Raw genomic sequence first — 24,279 nt, forward strand, 5'->3', positions numbered from 1 at the left:
CAGAGGAGGCATCGCGTGGCCGTACCGGAGAAGGACCACCAACCGGGCAGTGAGATCGCCGACCCCGACAAGGAGGTCGGCGAGCTCGTCGGCAGGCTCACCGCGCCTGGTGACCTGGAGCCGGCCGAGCGGCGCAAGCTGCTCGGCCGACTAGCCCAATCCCTGGCCGCAGGGGCGAAGAGGGCACGCGCGACCGGCGCGGGCCGGGGCCGCTGGCTGGCTGACGTCTTCCTCAACATCGTGCCGCGCATCCCGATCAGGGATCTGCACACGCTCTCCGAGCATCATCACGGCCTGACCGGCGAGGAGCTCGCCGACGATCTGGTGCGCACCGCTCAGAAGGCCACGATGACGGTAGGCGCCATCGGCGGAGCGCTCGCGGCGGCCGAGTTCGCCGCACCACCCCTCCTCCTCTCCGCTCCGGCGCAGCTCGTGGCCGAGACCATGGTCGTCGCCGCCATCGAGGTCAAGCTGCTGGCCGAGCTGCACGAGGTCTACGGCGTACGCGTCCAGGGCACCGGCACCCAGCGGGCCGTCGCCTTCACGGCCGCCTGGGCCAAGCAGCGCGGCATCGATCCACTGGCTCCGGCCTCCGTCTCGCTCGCGCTCGGCGCGGCCACCAAGACGGCCCTGCGCAACCGGTTGATGCGCACGCTCGGCCGCCACCTGACGACGTTCGGCCCGTTCCTGACCGGCGCGGTCGCGGGCGGCGCGCTCAACAGGATCGCGACCAAGAAGCTCGGCGAGGCCATCCGCAACGACCTGCGCGGCAAGCTTCCGCGCGGAAAGCGGCGCGAGGAGGTCGATCCCGGCACCAGCGGCGAACTCGAAACCTGAGCGGCCCGCGTCTGCCCGGCTTACGCCGCCGGCCGGCCGCGCAGCCCGTCGAACGTCATCTTCATCAGCGCGTCGGCCAGATCGTCCGCCGAGGCGCCGCGCGCGGGCTGGTACCACTCCGTGATGGAGTTCACCGTGCCGAACAACAGCCGCGTCACCAGCGCGGGGTCCACGTCGGGCCGGATGCTCCCGTCGGCCGCCGCCTCCTTGACCAGGTGGCTGATGAACCGATCGAACTCCCGCCGCCGCTGCAGCGCCGCCTGCTCGGTCGCGCTGTTGCCCCGCACCCGCAGCAGCAGCGTCACGTACGGTAGCCGGTCGATGAGGATCCGGACGCTCTGCCGCACGACCCATTCCAGCCGCTCGATCGCCGTGCCCGTGGCGGCCCGCTGGTCGGCGACCATCTCGAACAACCCGTCCAGCGCCCGGTCGAGCGCTCTGGCGAGGAGCTGCTCCTTGCCCGGCACGTGGTAGTAGATGGCCGACTTGGTCACGCCCAGTGCCCTGGCCAGGTCCTCCATGCTCGTCCCGTCGTAGCCGCGCTCGTTGAAGACGCCCACGGCGATGGACAGCACGGACTCGGGGTCGTGTCCACGTTTGCGGTGACGCGTCGGGGTCGGCGGGGCCATGGTGTTAATTATCCCTGGTTATCCGCTTGTCGATGACCCGTTTGAGCTTGCCGACCGAGCGTTCCAGCGTCTCCGGGTCCACCACCTCGACCTCCACGCTCACGCCGACGGTGTCCTTCACCGCCCTGCGCAGCGCCTCGCCCGCCTCGGCGCGGCCCTCGGCGCCGGGCCGGGCCTCGACCCTGACGGTCATCACGTCGAGGCGGTCCGGACGGGTCAGGTGGAGCTGGAAGTGCGGCGACAGGCCCGCCGTGCGCAGCACGACCTCCTCGATCTGGGTCGGGAACACGTTCACGCCGCGCAGGATGATCATGTCGTCGGTACGGCCGGTCACCTTCACCATGCGGCGGAACGCCGGCCTGGCCGTCCCAGGCAGCAATCTGGTCAGGTCGCGGGTGCGGTAACGGATGACCGGCATGGCCTCCTTGGTGAGGCTGGTGAAGACCAGCTCGCCCTCGTCGGCCGGCTCGCCGGTGAACGGGTCGACCGTTTCCGGGTAGAAGTGGTCCTCCCAGACGTGCAGGCCGTCCTTGCTCTCGACGCACTCGTTCGCCACGCCGGGGCCCATCACCTCCGACAGGCCGTAGATGTCGACGGCGTGCAGGTCGAAGCGGTCCTCGATCTCCGCGCGCATCTGCTCGGTCCAGGGCTCGGCGCCGAAGATCCCGATCCGGAGCGACGACTCCCGCGGATCCAGGCCCTGCGACTCGAACTCGTCCAGCAGGGCCAGCATGTACGACGGCGTGACCATGACGATGTCGGGCCGGAAGTCCGTGATGAGCTGCACCTGCCTGGGCGTCATGCCGCCGGAGACCGGCACGACCGTGCAGCCCAGCCGCTCGGCCCCGTAGTGCGCGCCCAGGCCGCCGGTGAACAGCCCGTATCCGTAGGCCACGTGCACGATGTCGCCGGGCCGCCCGCCGGAGGCGCGGATCGAGCGCGCCATGACCTCCGCCCAGACGTCCAGGTCCTTCCTGGTGTAGCCCACCACGGTCGGCTTGCCCGTGGTGCCGCTGGAGGCGTGGATCCTGGCCACCCGCTCGCGCGGCACGGCGAACATGCCGAACGGGTAGTTGTCGCGCAGGTCCTGCTTGGTGGTGAAGGGGAAGCGGGCGAGGTCGCCCAGCTCCTTGCAGTCGCTCGGACGGACACCGGCACTATCGAATTTATCCCGATATAGCGGGACGTTTTCGTAGGCGTGGCTGAGTGTCCATTGCAGCCGTTCGAGCTGGAGTTCCCTGAGCTCGTCGCGGGACACCCGTTCGATCGGGTCGAGCTCGTCCGGCGCGGGGGGATCGCCGAGTCTCATCAGCCGTTCACCGCTCCCGTCTCAATGATCTGCCGTCGGTAGCCGCCTGCTGCGGCCGCGGAACTCCGCGACCACCTGTCCGCCCGGCCCGCGCACCGTGATGTCGTAGATGCCGCTGCGGCCGTAGACAGTCCGCTCCGCCGCCTCGGCCACCAGGATGTCACCTTCGCGGGCAGGCGCGACGAAGGTGATCTCCGCGCCCGCCGCGACCGTCACGGGGCCGTACGTGTTGCACGCGCAGGCGAAGGCCGTGTCGGCGAGGAGGAAGACGTAGCCGCCGTGGCACAGGCCGTGCCCGTTGATCATCTGGCCCGACACGGTCATCCGGCACGCGGCCCGGCCCTCACCCAGCTCCGTCAGCTCGATGCCCAGGGCCGCGGAGGCGGTGTCGGCGTCCATCATGCGACGCGCGCTCTCCAACGCAGGTCTCCTTGTCAACTGACCGAATGTTCGGTAAACACTTCACGACCGGTGGTTCCCTGTCAAGAGGGTGGACAACATGTTCGAGCAGCACCGCGAGACCCTGGAGAAAGCCCTTTCCGCGATCGCCGGCCGGGGCTACTGGAGCGCCTATCCCGAGTCGCCCAGCCCGCGTGTCTATGGCGAGGGGGCGGCCGAGCGGGGCAAGGAGGCGTTCGAGTCCTACCTGGGCAAGCCGTTCCCGCTCGACCAGCCGGGCACCGGGTCCTGGATCGGCGCCGAGCGCTCGCCGTACGGGATCGACCTCGGCGTCACCTACCCGCAGCCGCTGCCCGACGACCTCATCGACGCCGCGAAGGCGGCCATGCCCGCCTGGCGGGACGCCGGTCCCGATGCGCGGGCGCTGGCCTGCATAGAGATCGTCAACAGGATCAACCGCCGCAGCTTCGAGCTGGCCTGCGCGGTCCAGCACACCACCGGCCAGGCGTTCGTGATGGCCTTCCAGGCGGGCGGGCCGCACGCCCAGGACCGCGCGCTCGAAGCCGTCGCCTGCGGCTACGCCGCCATGACCTCATCGGCCGCCACGGCCCGCTGGGAGAAGCCGGCCAAGGGCGACCCGCTGGTCATGGACAAGCGCTTCACGATCGTGCCGAGGGGTGTCGCGCTGGTGATCGGCTGCAACACGTTCCCGACCTGGAACGCCTACCCGGGGCTGTTCGCCTCGCTCGTCACCGGCAACCCCGTGATCGTCAAGCCCCACCCGCGCGCCGTGCTGCCGCTGGCGATCACCGTGCAGATCGCCCGCGAGGTGCTCGCCGAGGCCGGGTTCGACCCCGCGCTCGTCTCCCTGGCCGTGGAGGAGGGGCGGGGCCTGGCCAAGGACCTGGCCACCCACCCCGACATCCGCATCGTGGACTTCACCGGCTCGACGGAGTTCGGCGACTGGCTGGAGCACAACGCCACCCAGGCGCTCGTCCACACCGAGAAGGCCGGGGTCAACACGATCGTCGTCGACTCCACCGGCTCCTGGCGCGGCATGCTGGGCAACCTGGCGTTCTCACTGTCGCTCTACAGCGGCCAGATGTGCACCGCGCCCCAGAACATCCTCGTCCCCGCCGGCGGCATCGAGACCGACGAGGGGCACAAGAGCTTCGACGAGGTCGTCGCCGGCCTGGCCGCCGCGGTCGGCAAGCTGCTCGGCGACGACGCCCGCGCGGTCGAGCTGACCGGCGCCATCGTCAACCCCGACGTCCTGGCGCGGCTGGAGGCGGCGCCCGAGCTCGGCGAGGTGGTGCTGGAGTCGCGGGTGATCAAGCATCCGGCCTTCCCCGACGCGGTGGTCAGGACGCCGCTGATCGTCCGCGTGGACGCGGCCAACCCCGAGGTCTACGGTCAGGAGCACTTCGGCCCCATCTCCCTCGTCATCCCCACGGGCTCGACCGAGGAGAGCCTCGACGTGCTGCGCCGGACGATCAAGGCTCGCGGGGCGCTCACCGCCGCCGTCTACTCCACCTCCGACGACGTGCTCGACCGGGCCGAGCGGGCCGCCGTCGACGCCGGGGTGAACCTGTCCTGCAACCTGACCGGCGGCGTCTTCGTCAACCAGTCGGCGGCCTTCAGCGACTACCACGGGACCGGTGCGAACCCGGCGGCCACGGCCTCGCTGACCGATCCCGGCTACGTGGCGGGCCGCTTCCACGTGGTCCAGTCGCGGCGTCCCGGCTGAGCGGCGGCACCCCCGCCGCCCGCTCGGCGGCGGCGGGGGGTTTCAGCAGCCCGAAAGGTGTCGAAATTTCACCATAAAGGAGGCATCGTGCAGGTGGCTGTCATCGGCGGTGGGCGCATGGGCGCCGGGATCGCGCAGGTCTTCCTGGCCAGGGGCGACCGCGTCACCGTGCAGGAGCCGGAGGCCGAGGCCGCCCGCTGGCGGATCGCCGAGGGCCTGGCCATCGCCGAGTCCAAGGGCGTCGCGGACAAGGACGCGGCCATGGCCAGGCTGACCATGGCGGCCGTGCCGCCGGACGCCGAGCTGGTGATCGAGGCGGTGCCCGAGGATCCCGCGCTCAAGGCCGCGGTCCTGGCGCAGGCCGAGTCGAGGGTGGGCGACGGCGCCGTGCTGGCCACGAACACCAGCTCGCTGTCCATCACCGAGCTGGCCGCCGCGCTCGACCGCCCTGAACGCCTGATCGGCCTGCACTTCTTCAACCCGGTCCCGGTCCAGCGCCTGGTCGAGATCATCGTCACCGAGTCCACCCCCGCCGACGTGCTGGAGCGGGCCAGGCGGCACGTCGAGCACATCGGCAAGACGAGCGTGGTGGTCAACGACTCGCCCGGGTTCGCCAGCAGCCGGCTGGGCGTGCTGCTCGGCCTGGAGGCCATCCGCATGGTGGAGGAGGGCGTGGCCTCCCCCGAGGACATCGATACGGCCATGGCGCTCGGCTACGGCCACCCGATGGGGCCGCTCAAGCTGGGCGACCTGGTGGGGCTCGACGTGCGGCTGGCCATCGCCGAATATCTGCACGCCCGGCTGGGCCCCCGCTTCGAGCCGCCGAAACTCCTGCGGGACAAGGTCGCGGCCGGTGAGCTGGGCCGGAAGAGCGGGAAGGGATTCTACGACTGGTGAGCGCGTTCCAGGAGCCGATCGAGGCGGACCGGCGGATCGAGCCGTGCGCAGGTTCAGGCGACCACGCGGCCCTGTGGGCGGTCCGGCCGGGCCGGGGCACCCAGGAGGGCCACGAGAGCCGGCGGCGCGCCACGGCCGCCCTGGAGGCCCTGGAGGCCCTGTGCGCCTGCCACGGTGGCACGGGCGGCCCGTGCCGGGTGCGCCTGATCTCCGGCGAGGTGGGAATGGAGCAGGACTACGCCCTCGAACCGGGAGAGCTGGTGGGTGGGTATGTCGTGATTCGTCAGAGTCATCCGGTCACCCCCGGGGTGCGGGTGGACTTCGACGCCTGAGCGGGAGGAGGAGCGATGGCCAGACCGTTCGCCTCGTCGGCGGATCTCGGCGAGAAGAGGCAGTCGCTGGAGGTGCTGGCCGAGGGCGTCTACGCGCTCACGGCGGAAGGCGACCCGAACGTCGGCGCGATCGAGGGCGAGGACTTCCTCGTCTGCTTCGAGGCCCTGGCGACGCCGGTCGCCGCCCGCGAGTGGCTCGACCGGCTGCGCGCCCACACGGACAAGCCGATCAGGTATCTGGTGCTGTCGCACTATCACGCGGTGCGGGTGCTGGGCGCGTCGGCGTTCGGCGCGGACGTGATCGTCACCCACGACAACACCCGCGCGCTGATCGCCGAGCGCGGCGAGGAGGACTGGGCCAGCGAGTACGCCAGGATGCCCCGCCTGTTCAAGGAGCCCGCGTCCATCCCCGGGCTGACGTGGCCGACGGCGACGTTCAGCGACAGGTTCACCATCGATCTCGGCGGCGACCGCGGTGACCTCGTGCTGGCGTACTGCGGCAGGGGGCACACCGAGGGCGACCTGGTGGCGTGGCTGCCCAAGCACCGGGTGATGTTCGCCGGGGACCTGGTCGAGTCCCAGGCCGCCCTCTACACCGGCGACGCCTTCCACCGGGACTGGTCCTCGGGCACGCTCGACGAGGTGGCGTCGTTCGGGGCGCGGACGCTGGTCGGCGGCAGGGGAGCGGTGGCGCGCGGCGAGCGCGAGGTGGCCGCGGCCATCGCCCAGACCCGCGACTTCCTCGCCGTGATGCTGCGCGAGACCGGTGCCGCGAGCACGCTGAAGGAGGCGTTCGAGCGTACGCACCGGGCGCTGGAGCCCCGGTACGGCTCCTGGCCGATCTTCGAGCACTGCCTGCCGTTCAACGTCTCCAGGCTCTGGGACGAGTTGCACGGCGTCGAGCGGCCGCGCGTCTGGACAGCGGAGCGCGACCGCGAGGTATGGGACCAGCTCCAGTCATGAAGCCGGTGGAAGAGACGGGCGCGCAGGTCATCGTCATCGGCGCGGGCCCCGTCGGGCAGAGCGCCGCGCTGCTGCTGGCCCGCTGGGGCATCCAGGTCCTGGTGCTGGACCGGCGGCCGGGCCGGGAGCCGGTCGGGTCGAAGTCCATCTGCCAGCAGCGCGACGTGCTCGACATCTGGGCCGCGGCGGGCGCGGGCAAGGTGGCGGAGGAGGGACTGGCCTGGACCACGGCCAGGACCTACTTCCGGGACACCGAGCTGTTCTCCTGGACGTTCGAGCGCGAGGGGCCGCTGCCGCCCTGCGTCAACATCTCGCAGACCCGCACCGAGCAGATCCTCGACGAGGTCATCGCCGCGCAGCCGCTCATCGAGGTCCGCTGGGACCACGAGGTCACCGGCCTGGAGCAGGACGCCTCCGGGGTGACGGTCCAGTGCGGCCAGCGGCTGCTGCGCGCCCCCTACGTCATGGCCTGCGCGGGCGCGCGGGCCCAGTCGGTACGCCGGGCGCTCGGCGTCACGTTCGACGGCGAGACGTTCGACGACCAGTTCCTGATCTGCGACGTCAAGGCCGACCTGCCCGGCTGGGAGAACGAGCGGCGCTTCTACTTCGACCCGGTCTGGAACCCCGGCCGCCAGGTGCTGATCCATCCGTGCCCGGGAGGCACGTTCAGGATCGACTGGCAGATCGCACCCGACTACATCCCTACAGACATCGATATTTCGCGAAAAATCAGGCAAATCTTGGGCGATCGGCCCTACGAGCTGCTCTGGCGGAGCACATACCGGTTCCACTCCCGCATCGCCTCCCGCATGCGCGTGGGCCGGGTCCTGCTGGCCGGGGACTGTGCCCACCTCGTGGCCCCGTTCGGGGCGCGCGGGCTCAACTCGGGCGTGCCCGACGCCGAGAACGCGGCGTGGAAGCTCGCCTTCGTGCTCAACGGCTGGGCCGGCGACGGCCTGCTGGAGAGCTACCACGCCGAGCGGCACGCGGCCGCCGTGGAGAACATGGAGATCACCGCCGCGACCATGCGCTTCATCGCGCCGAGGACCGTGGAGGAGCGGGTGCACCGGCGCAAGGTGCTCGAAGGCGGCCTGGTCGCGGAGGTGGACTCGGGCCGATTCGCCGAGCCCTTCTGGTACGTGGACTCACCGCTCACCACGCCGGAGCCCGGACGGCCGTTCAAGGGCCGGCCGCCCAAGGGGGCGCTGTGCGAGCCCGCCCCCGGCGTGATCCTGCCCGATCTGCCGGTGCCCGGCGGCGGACTGCGCTCGATCTGCCGTGACGGATTTCTCGTTCTATTGGGTGATATGTGCGATTCGCGTTTGTTTGCGCAGGTCCTGGGCAAGGTCATTACGGCGCCGCTCGCCGTACGCGGGCTCGCGGAGATGGAGGGAACTGGCTCGCTCGCTGAGAAGCTCGGCGCAGGGCCGGACGAGGCATGGCTCATCAGGCCCGATGCCCATATCGCCGCGATCATCCCCCATGCGGGACCCGATTCGGTGACGGCTGCCGTGAGCCGCGCACTAGGCGGCTCTCCTGACATATAACCCATAGGGGGACTGCGTGACTGGCCGTAGCTCGTTTCTGATCGTCGCGAACCGCCTGCCGGTGGACCGGACGATCGAACCCGACGGAACGGCCTCGTGGCGCAGAAGTCCTGGCGGACTCGTCACCGCGATAGCACCGGTGATGCAGCGCCGCCACGGAGCCTGGGCCGGTTGGCACGGGGCGCCGGACGAGAAGCTGGAGCCGTTCGCGCAGGGCGGCATGAGCCTCATCTCCGTTCCCCTGTCAGCGCGCGAGGTCGAGCTCTACTACGAGGGCTTCTCCAACGCCACCTTGTGGCCGCTCTACCACGACGTGGTGGCGCCGCCGGTGTTCGACAGGGAGATGTGGGAGACCTACCGGGAGGTCAACGAGCGCTTCGCCACCGCGGCCGCCGACGCCGCCGAGCAGGGCGCGGTCGTCTGGGTGCAGGACTACCAGCTCCAGCTCGTCCCCGCCATGCTGCGCCGGATCAGGCCGGACCTGCGGATCGGGTTCTTCCTGCACATCCCGTTCCCGCCGACGGAGCTGTTCTGGCGGCTGCCGTGGCGCAAGGAGCTGGTCGAAGGGCTGCTCGGCGCCGACTTGGTGGGCTTCCAGCTGCCCGGCGGCGCCTCGAACTTCCGCCGGCTGTGCCGCCGGCTGCTCGGGCTGCCGTACAAGGGGAACGAGATCTTCCTCGACGACCGGGTGGTGACCACGCAGGCGTTCCCGATCTCGGTGGACTTCTCCCAGCTCGACTCGCTCGTCCGCGAGCCGCACATCATGGCGCGGGCCAAGGAGATCAGGGTTGAGCTCGGCGACCCCGAGCACGTGCTGCTCGGCGTCGACCGCCTCGACTACACCAAGGGGATCGGGCAGCGTCTGGAGGCGTTCGGCGAGCTGCTCAAGGACGGGCGGCTGCGCCCGAACGAGGCGGTGTTCGTGCAGATCGCGACCCCGAGCAGGGAGCGGGTGGACGAGTACAAGAGGCTGCGCGACGACATCGAGCTGCAGGTCGGCCGGATCAACGGCGAGCACGCGCAGCTCGGCTACCAGCCGATCCACTATTTCCACCAGTCCTACGACCACGAGGAGCTGGCCGCGCTCTACCTGGCCGCCGACGTCATGGTCGTGACGCCGCTGCGCGACGGGATGAACCTGGTGGCCAAGGAGTACGTCTCCTGCCACCACGACCTGCACGGCGCGCTGGTGCTCAGCGAGTTCGCCGGGGCCGCCGACGAGCTGCGGCAGGCCTATCTGGTCAATCCGTACGACGTGGAGGACGTCAAGCGGCAGATGCTGGCGGCGATGCGGGCCACGCCGCACGAGCTGGCCCGGCGGATGCGCACGATGCGTCGCCGGGTAGCCACCTACGACGTGGACCGTTGGGCGAGCGAGTTCCTCACTGCCCTGGAGTCACCCGCTTCACCGTCTTCCACGCGTCGTAGCGCTTCTTGGCGGTCCGGTTGACCACGATCTGCGCCACCGACATGCCGACCCCCATGAGGACGGCGTAGCCGATGGCCTCGCCCATGCCGACCTCGGGCGAGTCCGGGTCGAGCGGCGGCTCCTTGCCGGTCGCCTTCACCCAGACGAACCCGAGGAGCTTGCGCGCTCCCCACGCGGTCACCAATCCCACCAAACCGCCGATGACCCGCCAGGCGATATCGGGCTTGTCCTCCGCCATGCCGCTCTCCCTTCCCCTTTGTAACGAACACTAGTCTCTAACGCTTGCCGGGCCTGCGAAGCCGTACCATATGGAGGCATGACTCAACAGCGCCTACGCCATGCCTCCATGCCGGAAAAGCCGACCCTCGACGGCTTGGAGCAGGTATGGGTAGCGCGCTGGGAGACCGAAGGCACCTACCGCTTCGACCGGTCCAAGCCGCGTGAGCAGGTCTACGCGATCGACACGCCGCCGCCGACCGTGTCCGGCTCGCTGCACGTCGGTCACGTCTTCTCCTTCACCCACACCGACATCATGGCCCGCTATCAGCGGATGATCGGCAAGTCGGTGTTCTACCCCATCGGCTGGGACGACAACGGCCTGCCGACCGAGCGGCGCGTCCAGAACGTCTATGGCGTGCGCTGCGATCCGTCGCTCCCCTACGACCCCGACTTCGTTCCACCGGAGAAGCCCGGCAAACGCGAGATCTCCATCTCCCGGCGCAATTTCGTGGAGCTGTGCCACAAGCTGACCGCCGTCGACGAGCAGGCGTTCGAGGAGGTCTGGCGGCGGGTCGGCCTGTCGGTGGACTGGTCGCTGCTCTACACCACGATCAGCGACGAGTCCCGGACGGTGTCGCAGCGGGCGTTCCTGCGCAACCTGGCGCGCGGCGAGGCGTACCTCGCCGAGGCGCCGACGCTGTGGGACGTCAGCTTCCGCACGGCCGTCGCCCAGGCCGAGCTGGAGGACCGGGAGTGGCCGGGCGCCTTTCACCGGATCTCCTTCTACGGCGAGAAGGGGCCGGTCTGGATCGAGACGACCAGGCCCGAGCTGATCCCCGCGTGCGTGGCGCTGGTCGCGCACCCCGACGACGAGCGCTACCAGGAGTTGTTCGGCACGTCGGTGCTGACGCCGCTGTTCGGGGTCGAGGTGCCGGTGCTGGCCCACCGCCTGGCCGAGCCGGACAAGGGCTCGGGCATCGCGATGATCTGCACGTTCGGCGACATCACCGACGTGACCTGGTGGCGCGAGCTGCACCTGCCGACCCGGCCGGTCATCGGGTGGGACGGGCGGCTGCTGCCCGAGGCGCCCGACGGCGTGGACGCGGAGCCGTACAAAGAGCTGGCCGGGAAGACCGTGCACAGCGCGCGGGAGCGGATCGTGGAGCTGCTGCGCGAGTCCGGCGACCTCGACGGCGACCCGCGCCCGGTGCAGCGGACGGTGAAGTTCTACGAGCGCGGTGACAAGCCGCTGGAGATCGTCACCACCCGCCAGTGGTACATCCGCAACGGCGGGCGCGACGAGGCGCTGCGCGAGCGGCTGCTGGGGCACGGGCGCGACCTGGTGTGGCATCCGCCGCACATGCGCGTGCGCTACGACAACTGGGTCGAGGGGCTCACCAGCGACTGGCTGATCTCGCGGCAGCGCTTCTTCGGCGTGCCCTTCCCGGTGTGGTATCCGCTCGACGAGTCCGGGCAGCCCGTCCACGACGCGCCGATCGTGCCGTCCGAGGACCTGCTGCCGATCGACCCGTCCTCCGACGTGCCGCCCGGCTACACCGAGGAGCAGCGCGGTGTGCCCGGCGGGTTCATGGCCGACCCCGACGTCATGGACACCTGGGCGACCTCGTCGCTGACGCCGCAGATCGCCGGGCGCTGGGAGAGCGACAACGACCTCTTCCAGCGGGTCTTCCCCTCCGACCTGCGGCCGCAGGCGCACGAGATCATCCGCACCTGGCTGTTCTCGTCGGTGGTCAGGTCCCACTACGAGTTCGGCGGCCTGCCGTGGAGCGACGTCGCGATCTCCGGGTGGATCCTCGACCCCGACCGCAAGAAGATGTCCAAGTCCAAGGGCAACGTCGTCACCCCGCTCGACCTGCTGGAGCAGCACGGCTCCGACGCCGTGCGCTACTGGGCGGCCAACGGGCGCTACGGCGTGGACACCACGTTCGACCCCGGGCAGCTCAAGATCGGGCGGCGGCTCGCGATCAAGATCCTCAACGCCTCCAAGTTCGTGCTCGGCCTGGCCGAGTCGGAGTCCGAGTCTGGGTCCGAGCCTGGGTCCGAGTCTGGGTCCGCGGGTGGCGGCGCGGTCACCGAGCCGCTCGACCTGTCGATGCTGGCGGCCCTGGCCGACGTGGTGAGCGAGGCGGGGGAGGCGTTCGACGCCTACGACCACACTCGGGCACTGGAGGCCGTCGAGCGCTTCTTCTGGGCGTTCTGCGACGACTATCTGGAGCTGGTCAAGGCGCGGGCCTACGAGTCCGGCGGCGCCGGCGCGGCCTCGGCGCACGCTGCCCTGCGCCAGGCGCTCGACGTGCTGCTGCGGCTGTTCGCGCCGTTCCTGCCCTTCGTGACCGAAGAGGTGTGGTCGTGGTGGCGCGAGGGCTCGGTGCACCGGGCGCAGTGGCCCTCCGTGGCGCGCGGCACGGGGGATCCCGCGGTGCTGGCGGTGGCCTCCGAGGTGCTCAGGCAGGTGCGCAAGGCCAAGTCGGAGGCCAAGCTGTCGATGCGGGCCGAGGTCTCCACGCTCAGCGTCTCCGGGCCGGAGGCGGAGCTCGTGCGGCAGGCGCAGGACGATCTGTGCGCGGCGGGCAACGTGGAGGAGTTCGTGCTGGAGCACGGTGAAGTCCTGAAGGTCGAGGTCCACCTGGGGTGAGGCCGGGCTGACGGGCGTACCCGCCGGTCGCGACGCCGGTTCAGGCGTCGCGACCGGCGTCGTGCTGTCAGGGCCGTGCTGTCAGGCGTCGGGGTGCTGGGCGTCGCGGCCGGCGTCGGGATGGATGGCCAGGAACAACGAGTACGCCTCGCCGTCCGGCGGCGGCTGCCGGGCGCGGAAGTCGTCGAGCACCTCCTCCAGCCGCCGCCACAGCTCCTTCCGCCCTTCGGCGGTGAGCCTGAGACCGAGCCTGGCGAAGCTGCCCGCGTCGACGTCGGCCAGCCTGACCTCCTGCAGGAACGCGTCGAGCATCGCGGCGTTGGCGCCGCTCACCCCGCTCTCGCGGACGTCCATCTCCCACGACTTGCCGGTGGCCCGGTAGGGGATCTCGACCGAGCCGCGCGGGCCCTGGCGGCTCGGCTCGGCGGCCAGGAAGCCGGTCTCGACGAGCTTGCGCACGTGGTGCAGCGTGGTGGCCGGATTCGCGCCGAGCCGGCCGGCGATCTCCTTGTTGGTCAGCGCCTGGTCGAGGCAGAGCCGCAGGATGCGCAGGCGTATGGCGGAGGCCAGGGCGCGGGCCTCGGCCTCGGTGGCGGGGCGGCGTTGGATGCCCATGGCAGGTCACCCTACCTCCGATTGACTTTTATCAATCGGTCATGAATGCTCTACCGCGTGAGTCTGTTACGCGATCATGACTTTCGCGGGCTGTTCCTGGCCGACAGTGCCAGCCAGGTGGGCAGTCAGCTCCTCCTGCTGGCCCTGCCCCTGGTCGCGGTGTCGGCGCTGCACGCCTCGGCGTTCGAGGTGGGGCTGCTGGCCGCGTGCCAGACGCTGGCGTTCGTGGTGATCGGGCTGCCCGCCGGCGCGATCGTCGACCGGTTGCGCAAGCGCGCGGTGATGGTGGTCAGCGATGGGGCCCGGGCGCTGGCGCTGGCCTCCGTGCCGGTGGCGTGGTGGCTGGACGCGCTGACGATCTACCAGCTCTACGCGGTGGCGCTGGTGCTCGGGGTGTTCACCGTGTTCTTCGACGCGGCGTACCAGAGCTACCTGCCGCACCTCGTCGGCCGCGAGCGGCTCGTCGAGGGCAACTCCGCCCTGGAGGGCGTGCGGACGGTGGCGCAGCTCGGCGGGCCCAGCGTGGGCGGCTACCTGATCCAGTTCCTCACCGCGCCGTTCGCGCTCGTCGTGACCGTCGCGGGATACGCCTGGTCGGCCCTGTGCCTGGCGAGGATCCGCAAGCGCGAGGAGCGCAGGGAGGCCGCCGGCCGCGCGAACCTGGCGAAGGAGATCGGGGAAGGCGTCAGGTTCGTGCTCGGGCACCGGCTGCTGCGCCGCATCGCGGGCTGCACGGCCACCGCCAACCTGTTCGCCTCGATCGCGCACCCGCTGATCCTGCTGCTGCTGGCACGCGAGCTGGGCCTGGGCGCGGGCACGATCGGCCTGCTCATGTCCGCGGGCGGGGTCGGCGGGGTCGTCGGCGTGCTGGTCAACGCACGGCTGGCCCGCCGGATCGGCCAGGGGCCGACCATGTGGCTGGCCATCGCGCTGCCCGCGCCGCTGCTGTTCCTGGTGCCGTGGGCGCAGGCCGACTGGCGGCTCGCGCTCGTCGTGCTGTACGAGCTCTGCGCCGGGGTCGGCGTGGTCGTCTACAACATCACCCAGCTCAGCTTCCGCCAGGCCGCCACGCCCGAACCGCTGCTCGGCCGGATGAACGCCACCATGCGCTTCCTCGTGTGGGGCACGCTGCCGCTGGGCGGGCTGCTCGGCGGCGTGCTGGGCGAGGCGATCGGGATCAGGAGCACGCTGGTGGTCGCCGCGTGCGGTGCCTGCCTGGCGTTCCTGTGGATCGTCACCTCGCCCATGCGCACGATGCGCGAGCTGCCCGTCAGTAGTCGCACACTCCGCTAGGGAAGATCTGCTTCAGTCGGGCGAGCTGGTCCGGGGCGGGCCGCCAGGAGCCGTACAGGCCCCTGGCGACGGCCCGGTCCACCGGCTGCAGGCGGCACTTGTAGACGCCGCCCTCGATCGGGCCGCCCGCCACGATGCGGGTGGTCGAGTAGAGCGGGAACTGCCGCGTGCAGGCGCCAGGGGCGCGGCGGTCGAGGACGCCGTCCCAGACGCGCGGGCCGGCGGCGAGCTGCGTGCCGTCGGTGGCGAAGCAGCGGTCCACGGCCTGGGGCGGCTTGTTGCCGACCACGCCGCGCGCCGGATATTTCCGGATATTCGCCATCCAGGCGTCGATCACCTGGAGCGCCTCCGGCGTCTGGTCGAACCTCGGCCCGGCCGGCCGCGCGTCGGTGAACCAGATGACCTGGTTCCCGGCCCGGCCATCGTGGTTCAGCATCCGCTGCCTGGAGGCGAACGACTGGTGCGCGTTGTGCATGTCGAGCTGGTCCTCCAGGTAGTGGCGCCAGTCGATGACGGGGATGTCGATGTCGCCCCTGAACACCAGGCCGCTGCGCTGGACGTTCCTGATCGCGATCGGATCGCCCGTGCGGCGCGGGGCGGGGTCGCCCAGGTTCATGTTGCGCGCGCTCCACGGGTCGAAGTCGGCCGGGCAGGCGGACGGCACGAACGGGCAGCCCTCCTGGATCATGTCGGCCGCCTCCTTCCACGAGCCGGCCTTGGCGTTGACGTCCAGGAACTCGGCCGGGGTCAGCACGCCGTCGGTGAGCGCCTTGAGCCCGTACTGGACGCCGACGTTGTCCCAGGTCGAGCGGGCGTATCCGGCCGCGTCCACGCCGTAGACCGTGCGCAGGTCGTCCCAGTGCGTCCACTGCACGGTGTCCTTGACGCCCGGCGGGTCCATGAGCTGCCACTCGGGGTCGTTGTTCGAGGTCCACAGCGGGTTCATGGTGAGCGGGGTCAGGCCGCGCCAGCCGTTGACGCACTCGTCGGAGCCCGGCTTGCCGGTGTACGGGTTCGCCACGGTGTCGCTGGCGTTCATGCCGATCAGGGCCGTGCGGTCGTCCCATCTGGCCCAGCGGGGGTCGTGGTCCATGTAGCGCTCAAGCAGCTCGCAGTCGCCCACGTGGATGGTCTGGGTGACCATGTCCGGGTACGAGTACTGCGGGATGGCGGCGTCGATCACCCGGTCGCCGTAGTTCTGGCCGTAGATGTACTGCTGGATGGCGCCGCCCGAGCCGCCCGTCCCCACCGTGTAGAGGGGCAGGCCGTATTGCTCGATGAAGCGCTCCTTGACCATGAGGGCCGTCTCGCCGCCCAGGATCAGGTTGTAGTGGGTGGAGGTGCGGGTGCCGGAGGAGTGCAGGATCGCGTAGCCCTTGCCGAGACCGTACGGGTCGAGCGCGCCGCCGCCGAGCGTGCCCTGGTCGTGGCCGATCGCCACGCCGCCGTCGAAGCGGTAGATCGCCCGGCCGTTCCAGCCGTCCTCGATCATGGCGATGGAGTAGAGGAAGCGGTTGATCACGCCGCGCTCCCGCCGTACCACGAAGTCCACCGTACGGCCGTCCAGCAGCGTGGTCGTGGCCATGTCGGCGGGCCGCTCGGCGGGCATGGGCTTGTACGTGCCGTCCGTCGAGCGGTAGAGCCGGTCGCCGACCGTGGGCGCGAAGCAGTCCCTGCTCCAGCCGCCGCTGACCCGCATGCCCTGGCCGTCCTGGTTGTCCACGGCGGGCGGGCCGAGCCCGCTGCGCGCGGTCTTGCACAGGAAGGGGTACTGGTGCGGGCCCGAGAAGACCGGGCCCTCGATCGGATGGTTGCGCACCCGCAAGGACTCCCGGTACGGCCACGCCACGGCGGTGATCGTGTTGTCGCCGACGGCCAGGCCGGTGACGACGCCCTCGAAGCCGTCCCGCGTCCGCGTGAAGGCGGAGGTGACGTCCTCGCCGTTGCGCAGCACCTTGAGTTGCCCGCCCCAGGACTGGCGGACCCTGACGCGGGCATCACCCCCGGTGACCTGGTCGGGCCGGCTGGACAGCACGTCCAGCGCGAGCTCGGCGCGGGAGGCGTGCGCGGGGGCGGGGGCGCCGATGAGGGACGCGAGCACGACGAGGACCACCACAGCCTTCATGACCATGACGGTCGCACGCGTCCCACCCCTTGCACAGGCCCGATCTTCGAGTGGTGAGGTCCGGAGCGCGGACGGGCGTGTGCTGGAGCGCGGTCGGCCGCGCACGCGGGCTTCTCCCGGACTCCGGTCCCGGACTCCGGCCGCAGCCAGGACTGCCGACCAGCGCCGGGCCCGGGACCGCGGATCACGGATGCGCCCAGGACCGCGGACCAGGGCCGGGTTCAGGACCGCGGACGTGCCCAGGGTCGTGGATCACGGCCGTGCACAGGGGCCGTGAACAGGGCTGCGGACGGGCTGCGGACGTAGGCGCTCACGGAGGGTCGCTCACGGGGTGTTCTTCGACAGCGGAACAGCCGCTGAGCAGGTCTGATCGTTTAAGAGCGCGCATCTGCGTGCCGGACGTGCCAGTCTTGAACACGTGATGCCCGACCGCCGATCCAAGCTCGTGCCGCCCGTGCTGGCCAAGATGGCCGCCTGGTGTGGGTGCCTGATCCTCGTCGGCGTGGTGGTCTACTACTTCGTCCAGGTGATCGCCAGACTGACCTTCGTGGCGTTGCCGGTGGCGATCGCGCTGCTGCTGACCGCGCTGCTGTTCCCGCTGACCAAGAGCCTGCGCAGTGCCGGCATGCGGCCCATCTACGCCACCTGGATCACCATGCTGGTGGCCCTGACCGTGCTCGCCGGCACCGGGTGGCTCGTCGGGGCGCGGGCGAGCGAGGAGTTCCCCAACCTCGTCAGGCAGGTCCAGGAGACCGCCAGATCCGTCCAGGAATGGCTGATCACCGGCCCGCTGCACCTCAAAGAGGCGCAGATCACCGGCTATGTCGACGAGATCGCCACGATGGTCAACGCGCAGCGCACGGCGATCACCGGCACCGTCCTGTCCGCGGGCGCGGTGGCCTTCGAGGTGCTCGCGTCGATCGTCCTGCTGCTGTTCGTGACGTTCTTCCTGCTCAAGGACGGCGACCGGATCTGGGCGTGGTTCCTGCGGGCGTTCGGCGGCGTGGCGCCACGGGTCGACCGGGCCGGCCGGGCCGCGTGGACGACGCTCTCCCACTACGTCCAGGGCACCGTCGCGGTGGCCGCCGTCCACGGGCTGATCATGGGCATCGTGCTCGCCGGCATGGGCGTGCCGCTGTGGGCGCCGCTGGCCGTGCTGATCTTCTTCGCCAGCTTCATCCCCATCGTCGGCATCTTCTTCGCCGGCACGGTCGCGACCCTCGTGACCCTGGGGGCCAAGGGGCTCGTCTACGCGCTGATCTTCCTGGGCATCCTGATCGTCGAGCAGCAGCTCGAAAACCACGTGCTCCAGCCGCTGATCGTGGGGCGGGCGCTCAACTTCCACCCCTTGGCGATCATCCTCGTGCTGGCCATCGGGGGCATCCTGGCGGGCATCGCGGGGGCGGCGGTGGCCGTACCGGTGGCCGCGGTGATCTACCGGGCGTTGCCGGAGCTGAGACACAAACCGCCCGCCCTGGAGCCGCCACCACCCCACGAGGATTCCTCCTCCGGCGGCGACCAGCCACCCTCGGGCGACGGCGACATCAGCCCCTACGGTGAGGACGCCGGACCCACCGGTGAGCCTGCCGAGCCTCGTGGTGAGGGCACCGAGCCTCGTGGTGAGGGCGCCGGATCCAGGGGACGCGACGCCGAGCCACGTAGCGAGGGCGCCGGATCTGGAGGGCGTGACGCCGAGCTGCATGGTGAGGGTGCCGGATCCGAGGGTCACGACGGCGAGCCGCGGGGGGCGGGCGCCGGATCGCCGGCTTCCCGGCGCGGCGCGAACGGCGACTGAGGACTGTTCCTGGGGGGACACGGAGTAACCTCGTCACCCGTGACTCGTTCATCCCTCACCACCCCGCCACCGGACGCCGCCGCGCCCGCGGTCCATCCGGGTACGCCGCCGGCGGGCACCACTCTGTCCTCCCACTACAGCCAGTGCTTCGGTTGCGGCGCCGACCACCCGACCGGGCTGCACCTCACGGCCAGGACGCCCGACGGCGCCACCGTCGAGGCGGAGTTCACCGTGGGGGAGGCACACCAGGGGGCGCCGCGGCTCGCGCACGGCGGTGTGCTGGCCGCCGCCATGGACGAGGTCATCGGAATGTCCGTCTACCTGTTCCGCAAGCCCTATGTGACGGCTCGGCTGGAGACCGACTATCTCCTCCCCGTTCCCGTGGGCACGACACTCCACCTGCGCGCCTGGTGCAACGGCATAGCGGGCAGGAAGGCGTACCTTGAGGCTGAGGGGCGCATCGGCGCCTCCGACGGACCGGTCGCCGTCCGCGCGGCAGCGCTGTTCATCGAGGTGAACATGGAACACTTCGCCAAGCACGGCGACCTGGCCGCCATCGCCGCAGAACACCAGGACTACGAGGTGAACCCTTGAGCAACGTGGAGGTCCTCATCCAGCGGCTCGACGCCGAGCTGCCGATGCCGTCCTACGCGCACCCGGGAGACGCGGGCGCCGACCTCTACGCGGCCGAGGACGTCGAGCTGCTGCCGGGCGAGCGGGCGGTCATCGGCACGGGCGTGGCGATCGCCCTGCCCGATGGCTATGCCGCGTTCGTGCACCCGCGCTCGGGGCTGGCGGCCAAGCACGGCGTCACGCTGGTCAACGCGCCCGGCACGGTGGACGCCGGCTACCGAGGTGAGATCAGGGTGACGCTGATCAATACCGACGCCAAGGAGCCGTTCCGCCTTCAGCGGGGCGAGCGCGTGGCCCAGCTCGTGATCCAGCGGGTCGAGCGGGCGGCCTTCTACGAGGTCGAACGCCTGCCGGGGTCGGTGCGCGGGGCCAACGGGTTCGGATCGACGGGACGCTGACCATGAGGCCACCGGCGAACGGCACTTGCACAGCGATTCGGCCGGGACACCGGCGGGATGACGCTTGTGCGGGGGCTCCTGCAGGGGATTGCCGGTGTGGTGGCCGGTCGCATGTCTGACGGGAGAGTGACCGGCGCGGCCGTCAGGTCGTGGGCCGGGCAGGGATCGAGCAAGGGGCCGCTTGCGGCCCGACGGACAGTGGGCCGCGAACCGGCGGCCCGGGAACAGCGGGCCGCGACAAGGCCCGTCGAGCAGGGAGAGTGAGGAACGTGTTCCGACGTCGTCGTCGTGAGCAGCCGGAGCAGGTGGGCGAGCAGGAGCCTGCGGCCCCCGAACGAGAGTCCGGTCCGTGGGACGCCGACGAGCCCCACCCGAACACCGACAGGATCGATCTCGGCGGCCTGCGGCTGCCGCACAACCCCGACTTCGACGTACGCCTGGCCTCCGTAGGCGACCAGCACGTCGGCGTCGTGGTCATCTACCAGGACAGCACGCTGCAGCTCCAGGCCCTGGCCGCGCCGCGCAGCTCGGGGCTCTGGGACGAGGTCAAGACCAAGATCCGCACGCAGGCGAAGGACCTGGAGGAGCGGGAAGGGCCGTTCGGCAGCGAGCTGGTCGGCGAGATCAAGGCGGAGGGCGGCCCCAGGCCGGCCCGCTACCTCGGCATCGACGGGCCGCGCTGGTTCCTGCTGGGGGTGATCTCCGGCCAGGGTGCGTTCGACGAGGCGATCTCGGCGGCGTTCGTGGAGTTCATGCAGGACGTCGTGGTCGTACGCGGCGACGAGCCGATGGCCCGTGAGGAGCCGATCCCGCTGCGGCGCCCGAACGATCAGACCGCCGAAACGGAAGAGCAGCGGCCGGGGCTCAACCCGTTCAAACGAGGACCTGAAATCAGCGAGATTCGCTGAGGGCTGATATCACATAGGCTTCATTCATCATGAGTACGGCAGAGCCTCCGAAACGCGGGGGATTGCGCGGGTTCTTCAGTCGGCTGGCGACAACCCAGTCCGAAATCGAGGCCCAGGAGCTACGTGAAGACGCCGACGAGGTCGGTGCGACGCCGATCGCGTCGTGTGGCGGGCGTCGGCGCTTCTGCGTTGCCGGTACGCTACGTACGGTGACATTGCGTCCAAGAGGCGGCGCCCCCGCACTGGAGGCGGAGCTGTACGACGGGTCGGATGTGATCGACCTGGTGTGGCTCGGCCGCCGTAAGATCGCGGGCATCGAGCCTGGCCGCACAGTCAAGGCTGAGGGCCTGGTCAGCATGCAGGACGGGCGCAAGGTGATGTTCAATCCGCGTTACGAGCTGCGGCCAGGGAGTTGATCAGGTGAGTGCTGAGGCGGAAGAGGTCGCCCACGACACCGTGGAGGCGGCGGTGCGAGCTCAGCTCGCCAAGGCCTTCGGCGGCGTGCGCGGCATCATCGAGGCGGCGATCCCGACGATCGCGTTCACGCTGTCGTGGATCACGACCGAGGACCTGAAGACGTCGCTCTTCATCAGCGTGTCTCTGTCGGTCGTGTTGCTGCTGGTCAGGATCGTGCAGCGGTCCACGCCGCAGTTCGTGATCAACAGCCTGATCGGCATCGCGATCGGCGCGTTCTTCGCCAGCCGTACCGGTGACGCCAAGGACTACTTCCTGCCCGGCATTCTGTGGAACGCCGGCTACATGGTGGCGATGCTGCTGTCGATCGTCACCCGGTGGCCGGTCGTCGGCTTCCTCATCGGCTCGGTCACCGGTGACCCGACCGCCTGGCACAAGGACCAGGGCATCGTGAAGCTGTGCACGCGCCTGACCTGGCTGCTCATGCTGCCGTGCGCGGTGCGGGTCGCGGTGCAGGGGCCTGTTTATCTGTTCGGCGGCGGTGACGAGGCGGTGGCGGCGCTCGGGTTCGCCAAGATCGTGATGGGCTGGCCGCTCCAGGTGGCCGCGCTCGGTGCGATGCTGTGGCTCCTCGGCCGTGGCCGCACCCCGATCAAGCCCCCGGTCGCCCCCGCCTGAGCCTGCCCAAGCGCTCGCCCGAGCTTGTTTGAGCTCGGCCAGCGCCGGACGTCGTCGGGGCGTCACCCATACCTGGATCCAGCGGTTCAGCGGCCGGGCCGATCTCAAGGCAGTGGCTCGGCGGCCGTGCCGGCCCGATGGTCGGGTGGCTGTGCCTGCTGGTGGTCGGTGGTTCAGCGGCCGTGTTGGTCGGGGTCGAAGTCGGTGGGCTCGGCGGGCAGGGTGTAGCGCTCGCCGATGAGGTCGGCCACCCGCTGCCGGCTCTCGTCCGGAGCCAGCTCGCCCTCCTGCTCCACCTCCGCCACCTCCTGCGCGAGGTCCGAGTCGCCCAGGCTGTCGCGGATCCACCGCGAGTAGTCGCCCTGCCGTAGGTGATGCAGCCAGGTGTCGTCGTCCACCCCCTCGCCCAGCTCCACGAACGTGTGCAGATTGCGCGCCCGCAGCCGCAGCCGCCCCTCGGGGCCGGTGAAATAGAAGCTCTTGTCCTTGGCCATCGTGCCCGCCGCGTACTTGCGGCGATGCCGGGTGCGTTCGATGCGGGCGGGCGCCAGCGTGAGCTGCTGGGCCGAGTCGTCGCCGACGTGCCACAGCGCCAGGTCGCCCGCGGGCGCCGGCCTCAGAGTGGGCGGCCGGTCCTGGCCGTGGGCGGTGGCGAAGGCGGCCAGCGTGTCGGCCGGCTCCTTGCCCACCGCGATCGTGCAGGTCACCAGCCGGAGCGCGTCCGGGCTCACCGCCTCGGGATGCACGGTGATCATCAGGAGCGCGCCGACGTCCCCGGCCTCGTGCAGGGGTACGTGCCGCACCTCGGCCGGCATCAGGTGGTGGGCCTCGTCGACCACGAGCCAGTGCGGGTGCCCGAGCCGGGCCCGCAGCCCCGTCAGCCGGGGCAGCAGCTCGGCGAAGTAGGCCGGGCGGTCGCGCAGCTGCAGGCCGATGAGGTTGACGACGACGCTGTGGTCCGGCTGCTCCAGGACGTGCATGACCTCCTCCACCCCAGGCACCCGGTCCGGGTCGCCGAGCACGGTGACGCCGGGGTGTTCGGCGTAGTCGCCCTCCGGGTCCACGACCACGCACTGGTAGTCGTCGCCGACGAGCCGTTCCAGCAGCGCCGTGGTCACCGTGGACTTCCCGCTGCCGGACGGCCCCGCCACCAGCAGCCCGACCCCGTACGGCGGGAGCCGTACCTCCTCCTCGTCCCGGTGGCCGAGCAGGACGTGGTGGCGCGGGACCTCCACGGCGTCCAGGTCGCCCGCCAGCAGCATCCCGGCCAGCTCGGCCACCCCCTCGCCGTTCTCCCCGTCCAGGCGCAGGTCACAGGCGTCCTTGAGCGCGGGCAGCGCGTTGGCGACGGCGGCGCCGCACTCTGCCGCGTGCAGGAACGCGTGATCGTTCTCCCCGTCGCCGACCGCGACGACGCTGTGCGGTGACAGGGACAGGCGATCGAGGGCGGCGGCCAGGCCGGTGGCCTTGTTGACGCCGGGCGGCAGCACCATGACCGCGCCCTTGTTGTAGATGACCTGCAGCTCCAGGCCGAGATCGCGGATCGCGGCGTGCACCTGGACGTCGTGGGGCTCGCGCGTGGCGAGCACCACGTGGCCGATCCCCAGCGGGGTGACGCCCTCGTCGCGCAATCGTTCGGCCAGCTCGGTGGGGGGCGGGTCGGCGAGGGTGTCGGTGGTGCGCTGGTGCGGGTCGTGGAGCAGGCCGCCGTTCTCGGCGACGACCAGGTCGAACAGGCCCGGATGCGGGAAGACGGTGAGCAGGTCGTCGAGCTCGCGCCCGGTGACCAGCAGCAGCTTGATCCCGGCGCGGGAGAGCAGCTCCAGCGCCTGGATCGTCGCGTCGGGCACCTGGCCGCCTCTGGCCAGCGTCTCGTCGTAGTCACAGGCCAGGACGTTGTAACGCATGATCTCGTCCCTACCCGGCCCGGGGCTGCGATCCGGCACGGCGGGTGAAAGGGGGGTGAACTTTTCCCTCTTGCTCGATAGTCAGATAGTCGGTATATATCGACATATGACAGCAAGATCGATGCAGGAGCCGACGTTTCTGATCCTTACCGCGTTGGCGGCCAAGCCTCAGCACGGCTACGGCATCATCACCGACGTCCGGCAGATCTCCGACGAGCGGGTGCGGCTGCGGGCCGGCACGCTCTACGCCGCGCTGGACCGGCTGGCGGAGGAGGGGCTGATCGAGACCGACCGGGAGGAGGTCGTGGACGGCCGGGCGCGGCGCTACTACCGGCTGACGCCTTCGGGCGAGGCCAGGCTGTCCGCCGAGGCCGAGCGGCTGCGGCACAACGCGGAGACCGCCGCGGCGCGGCTGCGCGCGCGGACCCGCCCGGCGTTCAGCCCCAATCTGGGCGCGCAGGCGAGCTCGGCACTGGGCGCCCGGCGTGGTGCGCGGGTGGGGTCGGCGTTCGGCGTTCGGCTGCGTGCTGGAGCCGGTGGGGGCGTCGC

Annotated in this window: 23 protein-coding genes; 16 read left to right on the forward strand and 7 right to left on the reverse strand. The window is 70.7% G+C overall.

The window, feature by feature from the left end; genetic code table 11:
• Nucleotides 1-15 precede the first annotated feature (15 nt).
• The gene (locus ETD85_RS29505) at nt 16-837 is read left to right on the forward strand and encodes a hypothetical protein (protein ID WP_240779509.1); all 822 of its coding nucleotides are present in this window, start codon (nt 16-18) and stop codon (nt 835-837) included.
• A gap of 20 nt (nt 838-857) precedes the next feature.
• Here ETD85_RS29505 and ETD85_RS29510 read toward each other — a convergent pair whose 3' ends face one another.
• Genes ETD85_RS29510 through paaI form a run of 3 tightly spaced genes read right to left on the reverse strand, consistent with a single transcriptional unit; the run spans nt 858 to nt 3,177 of the window.
• Nucleotides 858-1,466, reverse strand: coding sequence for a TetR/AcrR family transcriptional regulator (locus ETD85_RS29510; protein WP_138693061.1), 609 nt, complete (start codon nt 1,464-1,466; stop codon nt 858-860).
• Nucleotides 1,467-1,470: 4 nt separating this feature from the next.
• Nucleotides 1,471-2,775, reverse strand: a complete 1,305-nt coding sequence (gene paaK / locus ETD85_RS29515; protein WP_138693062.1) for a phenylacetate--CoA ligase PaaK — start codon at nt 2,773-2,775, stop codon at nt 1,471-1,473.
• Nucleotides 2,776-2,796: 21 nt separating this feature from the next.
• A complete protein-coding gene (gene paaI, locus ETD85_RS29520) occupies nt 2,797-3,177 on the reverse strand; it encodes a hydroxyphenylacetyl-CoA thioesterase PaaI (RefSeq protein ID WP_138693079.1) in 381 nt (126 codons plus the stop codon).
• A gap of 97 nt (nt 3,178-3,274) precedes the next feature.
• On the opposite strand from paaI, the gene paaN reads away from it, so the two are divergent.
• The 6 genes from paaN (at nt 3,275) to ETD85_RS29550 (ending at nt 10,110) form a co-directional block, all read left to right on the forward strand.
• Nucleotides 3,275-4,921: a phenylacetic acid degradation protein PaaN gene (paaN, locus tag ETD85_RS29525; protein ID WP_138693063.1), complete on the forward strand. Its 1,647-nt coding sequence runs from the start codon at nt 3,275-3,277 to the stop codon at nt 4,919-4,921.
• 87 nt (nt 4,922-5,008) lie between these two features.
• Nucleotides 5,009-5,818 carry a 3-hydroxyacyl-CoA dehydrogenase family protein gene (locus ETD85_RS29530; RefSeq protein ID WP_276617288.1) on the forward strand — a complete coding sequence of 270 codons (810 nt, stop codon included), beginning with the start codon at nt 5,009-5,011 and terminating at the stop codon, nt 5,816-5,818.
• On the forward strand, nt 5,815-6,150 hold the full coding sequence (locus tag ETD85_RS29535) for a hypothetical protein (protein ID WP_138693064.1): 336 nt from the start codon (nt 5,815-5,817) through the stop codon (nt 6,148-6,150). The genes ETD85_RS29530 and ETD85_RS29535 overlap by 4 nt, the downstream gene beginning before the upstream one ends.
• 15 nt (nt 6,151-6,165) lie before the next feature.
• Nucleotides 6,166-7,113, forward strand: a complete 948-nt coding sequence (locus ETD85_RS29540) for an MBL fold metallo-hydrolase (RefSeq protein ID WP_138693065.1) — start codon at nt 6,166-6,168, stop codon at nt 7,111-7,113.
• Nucleotides 7,110-8,660 carry an FAD-dependent monooxygenase gene (locus ETD85_RS29545; protein WP_138693066.1) on the forward strand — a complete coding sequence of 517 codons (1,551 nt, stop codon included), beginning with the start codon at nt 7,110-7,112 and terminating at the stop codon, nt 8,658-8,660. The genes ETD85_RS29540 and ETD85_RS29545 overlap by 4 nt, the downstream gene beginning before the upstream one ends.
• 16 nt (nt 8,661-8,676) lie before the next feature.
• Entirely contained in the window at nt 8,677-10,110 is a 1,434-nt protein-coding gene (locus ETD85_RS29550) for an alpha,alpha-trehalose-phosphate synthase (UDP-forming) (RefSeq protein ID WP_138693067.1), read from the forward strand.
• Here the strand turns inward: ETD85_RS29550 and ETD85_RS29555 are convergent.
• A complete protein-coding gene (locus ETD85_RS29555) occupies nt 10,043-10,327 on the reverse strand; it encodes a DUF4235 domain-containing protein (RefSeq protein ID WP_138693068.1) in 285 nt (94 codons plus the stop codon). The two genes, ETD85_RS29550 and ETD85_RS29555, sit on opposite strands and share 68 nt — an antisense overlap.
• Before the next feature lie 78 nt (nt 10,328-10,405).
• Here ETD85_RS29555 and valS point away from each other — a divergent pair, with 78 nt between their 5' ends.
• A complete protein-coding gene (valS, locus tag ETD85_RS29560) occupies nt 10,406-12,964 on the forward strand; it encodes a valine--tRNA ligase (RefSeq protein WP_206058707.1) in 2,559 nt (852 codons plus the stop codon).
• Nucleotides 12,965-13,045: 81 nt separating this feature from the next.
• Here valS and ETD85_RS29565 read toward each other — a convergent pair whose 3' ends face one another.
• Complete coding sequence (locus tag ETD85_RS29565; protein WP_138693069.1) at nt 13,046-13,579, reverse strand: ArsR/SmtB family transcription factor; 534 nt, start codon at nt 13,577-13,579, stop codon at nt 13,046-13,048.
• A gap of 57 nt (nt 13,580-13,636) precedes the next feature.
• Between ETD85_RS29565 and ETD85_RS29570 the strand changes: the two genes are divergently transcribed.
• Nucleotides 13,637-14,872: an MFS transporter gene (locus tag ETD85_RS29570; protein ID WP_240779510.1), complete on the forward strand. Its 1,236-nt coding sequence runs from the start codon at nt 13,637-13,639 to the stop codon at nt 14,870-14,872.
• Here the strand turns inward: ETD85_RS29570 and ETD85_RS29575 are convergent.
• A complete protein-coding gene (locus ETD85_RS29575; RefSeq protein WP_138693071.1) occupies nt 14,850-16,997 on the reverse strand; it encodes a DUF6351 family protein in 2,148 nt (715 codons plus the stop codon). The two genes, ETD85_RS29570 and ETD85_RS29575, sit on opposite strands and share 23 nt — an antisense overlap.
• Nucleotides 16,998-17,418: 421 nt before the next feature.
• Here ETD85_RS29575 and ETD85_RS29580 point away from each other — a divergent pair, with 421 nt between their 5' ends.
• The 6 genes from ETD85_RS29580 (at nt 17,419) to ETD85_RS29605 (ending at nt 21,823) form a co-directional block, all read left to right on the forward strand.
• Nucleotides 17,419-18,792 carry an AI-2E family transporter gene (locus ETD85_RS29580; protein ID WP_240779515.1) on the forward strand — a complete coding sequence of 458 codons (1,374 nt, stop codon included), beginning with the start codon at nt 17,419-17,421 and terminating at the stop codon, nt 18,790-18,792.
• A 39-nt stretch (nt 18,793-18,831) separates the two neighbouring features.
• Nucleotides 18,832-19,386 (forward strand): PaaI family thioesterase, encoded by a 555-nt coding sequence (locus ETD85_RS29585; protein ID WP_138693072.1) that lies wholly within the window; start codon nt 18,832-18,834, stop codon nt 19,384-19,386.
• Nucleotides 19,383-19,823, forward strand: a complete 441-nt coding sequence (gene dut / locus ETD85_RS29590) for a dUTP diphosphatase (RefSeq protein ID WP_138693073.1) — start codon at nt 19,383-19,385, stop codon at nt 19,821-19,823. Before ETD85_RS29585 ends, dut begins: the two co-directional genes overlap by 4 nt.
• Before the next feature lie 269 nt (nt 19,824-20,092).
• On the forward strand, nt 20,093-20,731 hold the full coding sequence (locus tag ETD85_RS29595) for a DUF3710 domain-containing protein (RefSeq protein WP_240779511.1): 639 nt from the start codon (nt 20,093-20,095) through the stop codon (nt 20,729-20,731).
• Nucleotides 20,732-20,940: 209 nt separating this feature from the next.
• Nucleotides 20,941-21,147: an OB-fold nucleic acid binding domain-containing protein gene (locus tag ETD85_RS67910; protein WP_225289212.1), complete on the forward strand. Its 207-nt coding sequence runs from the start codon at nt 20,941-20,943 to the stop codon at nt 21,145-21,147.
• A gap of 4 nt (nt 21,148-21,151) precedes the next feature.
• Nucleotides 21,152-21,823, forward strand: coding sequence for a DUF3159 domain-containing protein (locus ETD85_RS29605; protein WP_240779512.1), 672 nt, complete (start codon nt 21,152-21,154; stop codon nt 21,821-21,823).
• Nucleotides 21,824-21,996: 173 nt separating this feature from the next.
• On the opposite strand, the gene ETD85_RS29610 is transcribed toward ETD85_RS29605, so the two are convergent.
• The gene (locus ETD85_RS29610) at nt 21,997-23,730 is read right to left on the reverse strand and encodes an HAD hydrolase family protein (RefSeq protein WP_138693075.1); all 1,734 of its coding nucleotides are present in this window, start codon (nt 23,728-23,730) and stop codon (nt 21,997-21,999) included.
• A gap of 154 nt (nt 23,731-23,884) precedes the next feature.
• On the opposite strand from ETD85_RS29610, the gene ETD85_RS29615 reads away from it, so the two are divergent.
• On the forward strand, nt 23,885-24,279 hold a 395-nt coding region (locus tag ETD85_RS29615), incomplete at its 3' end, for a PadR family transcriptional regulator (protein WP_240779513.1).

Source organism: Nonomuraea zeae (assembly GCF_005889725.1).
Classification (GTDB): Bacteria; Actinomycetota; Actinomycetes; order Streptosporangiales; family Streptosporangiaceae; genus Nonomuraea; species Nonomuraea zeae.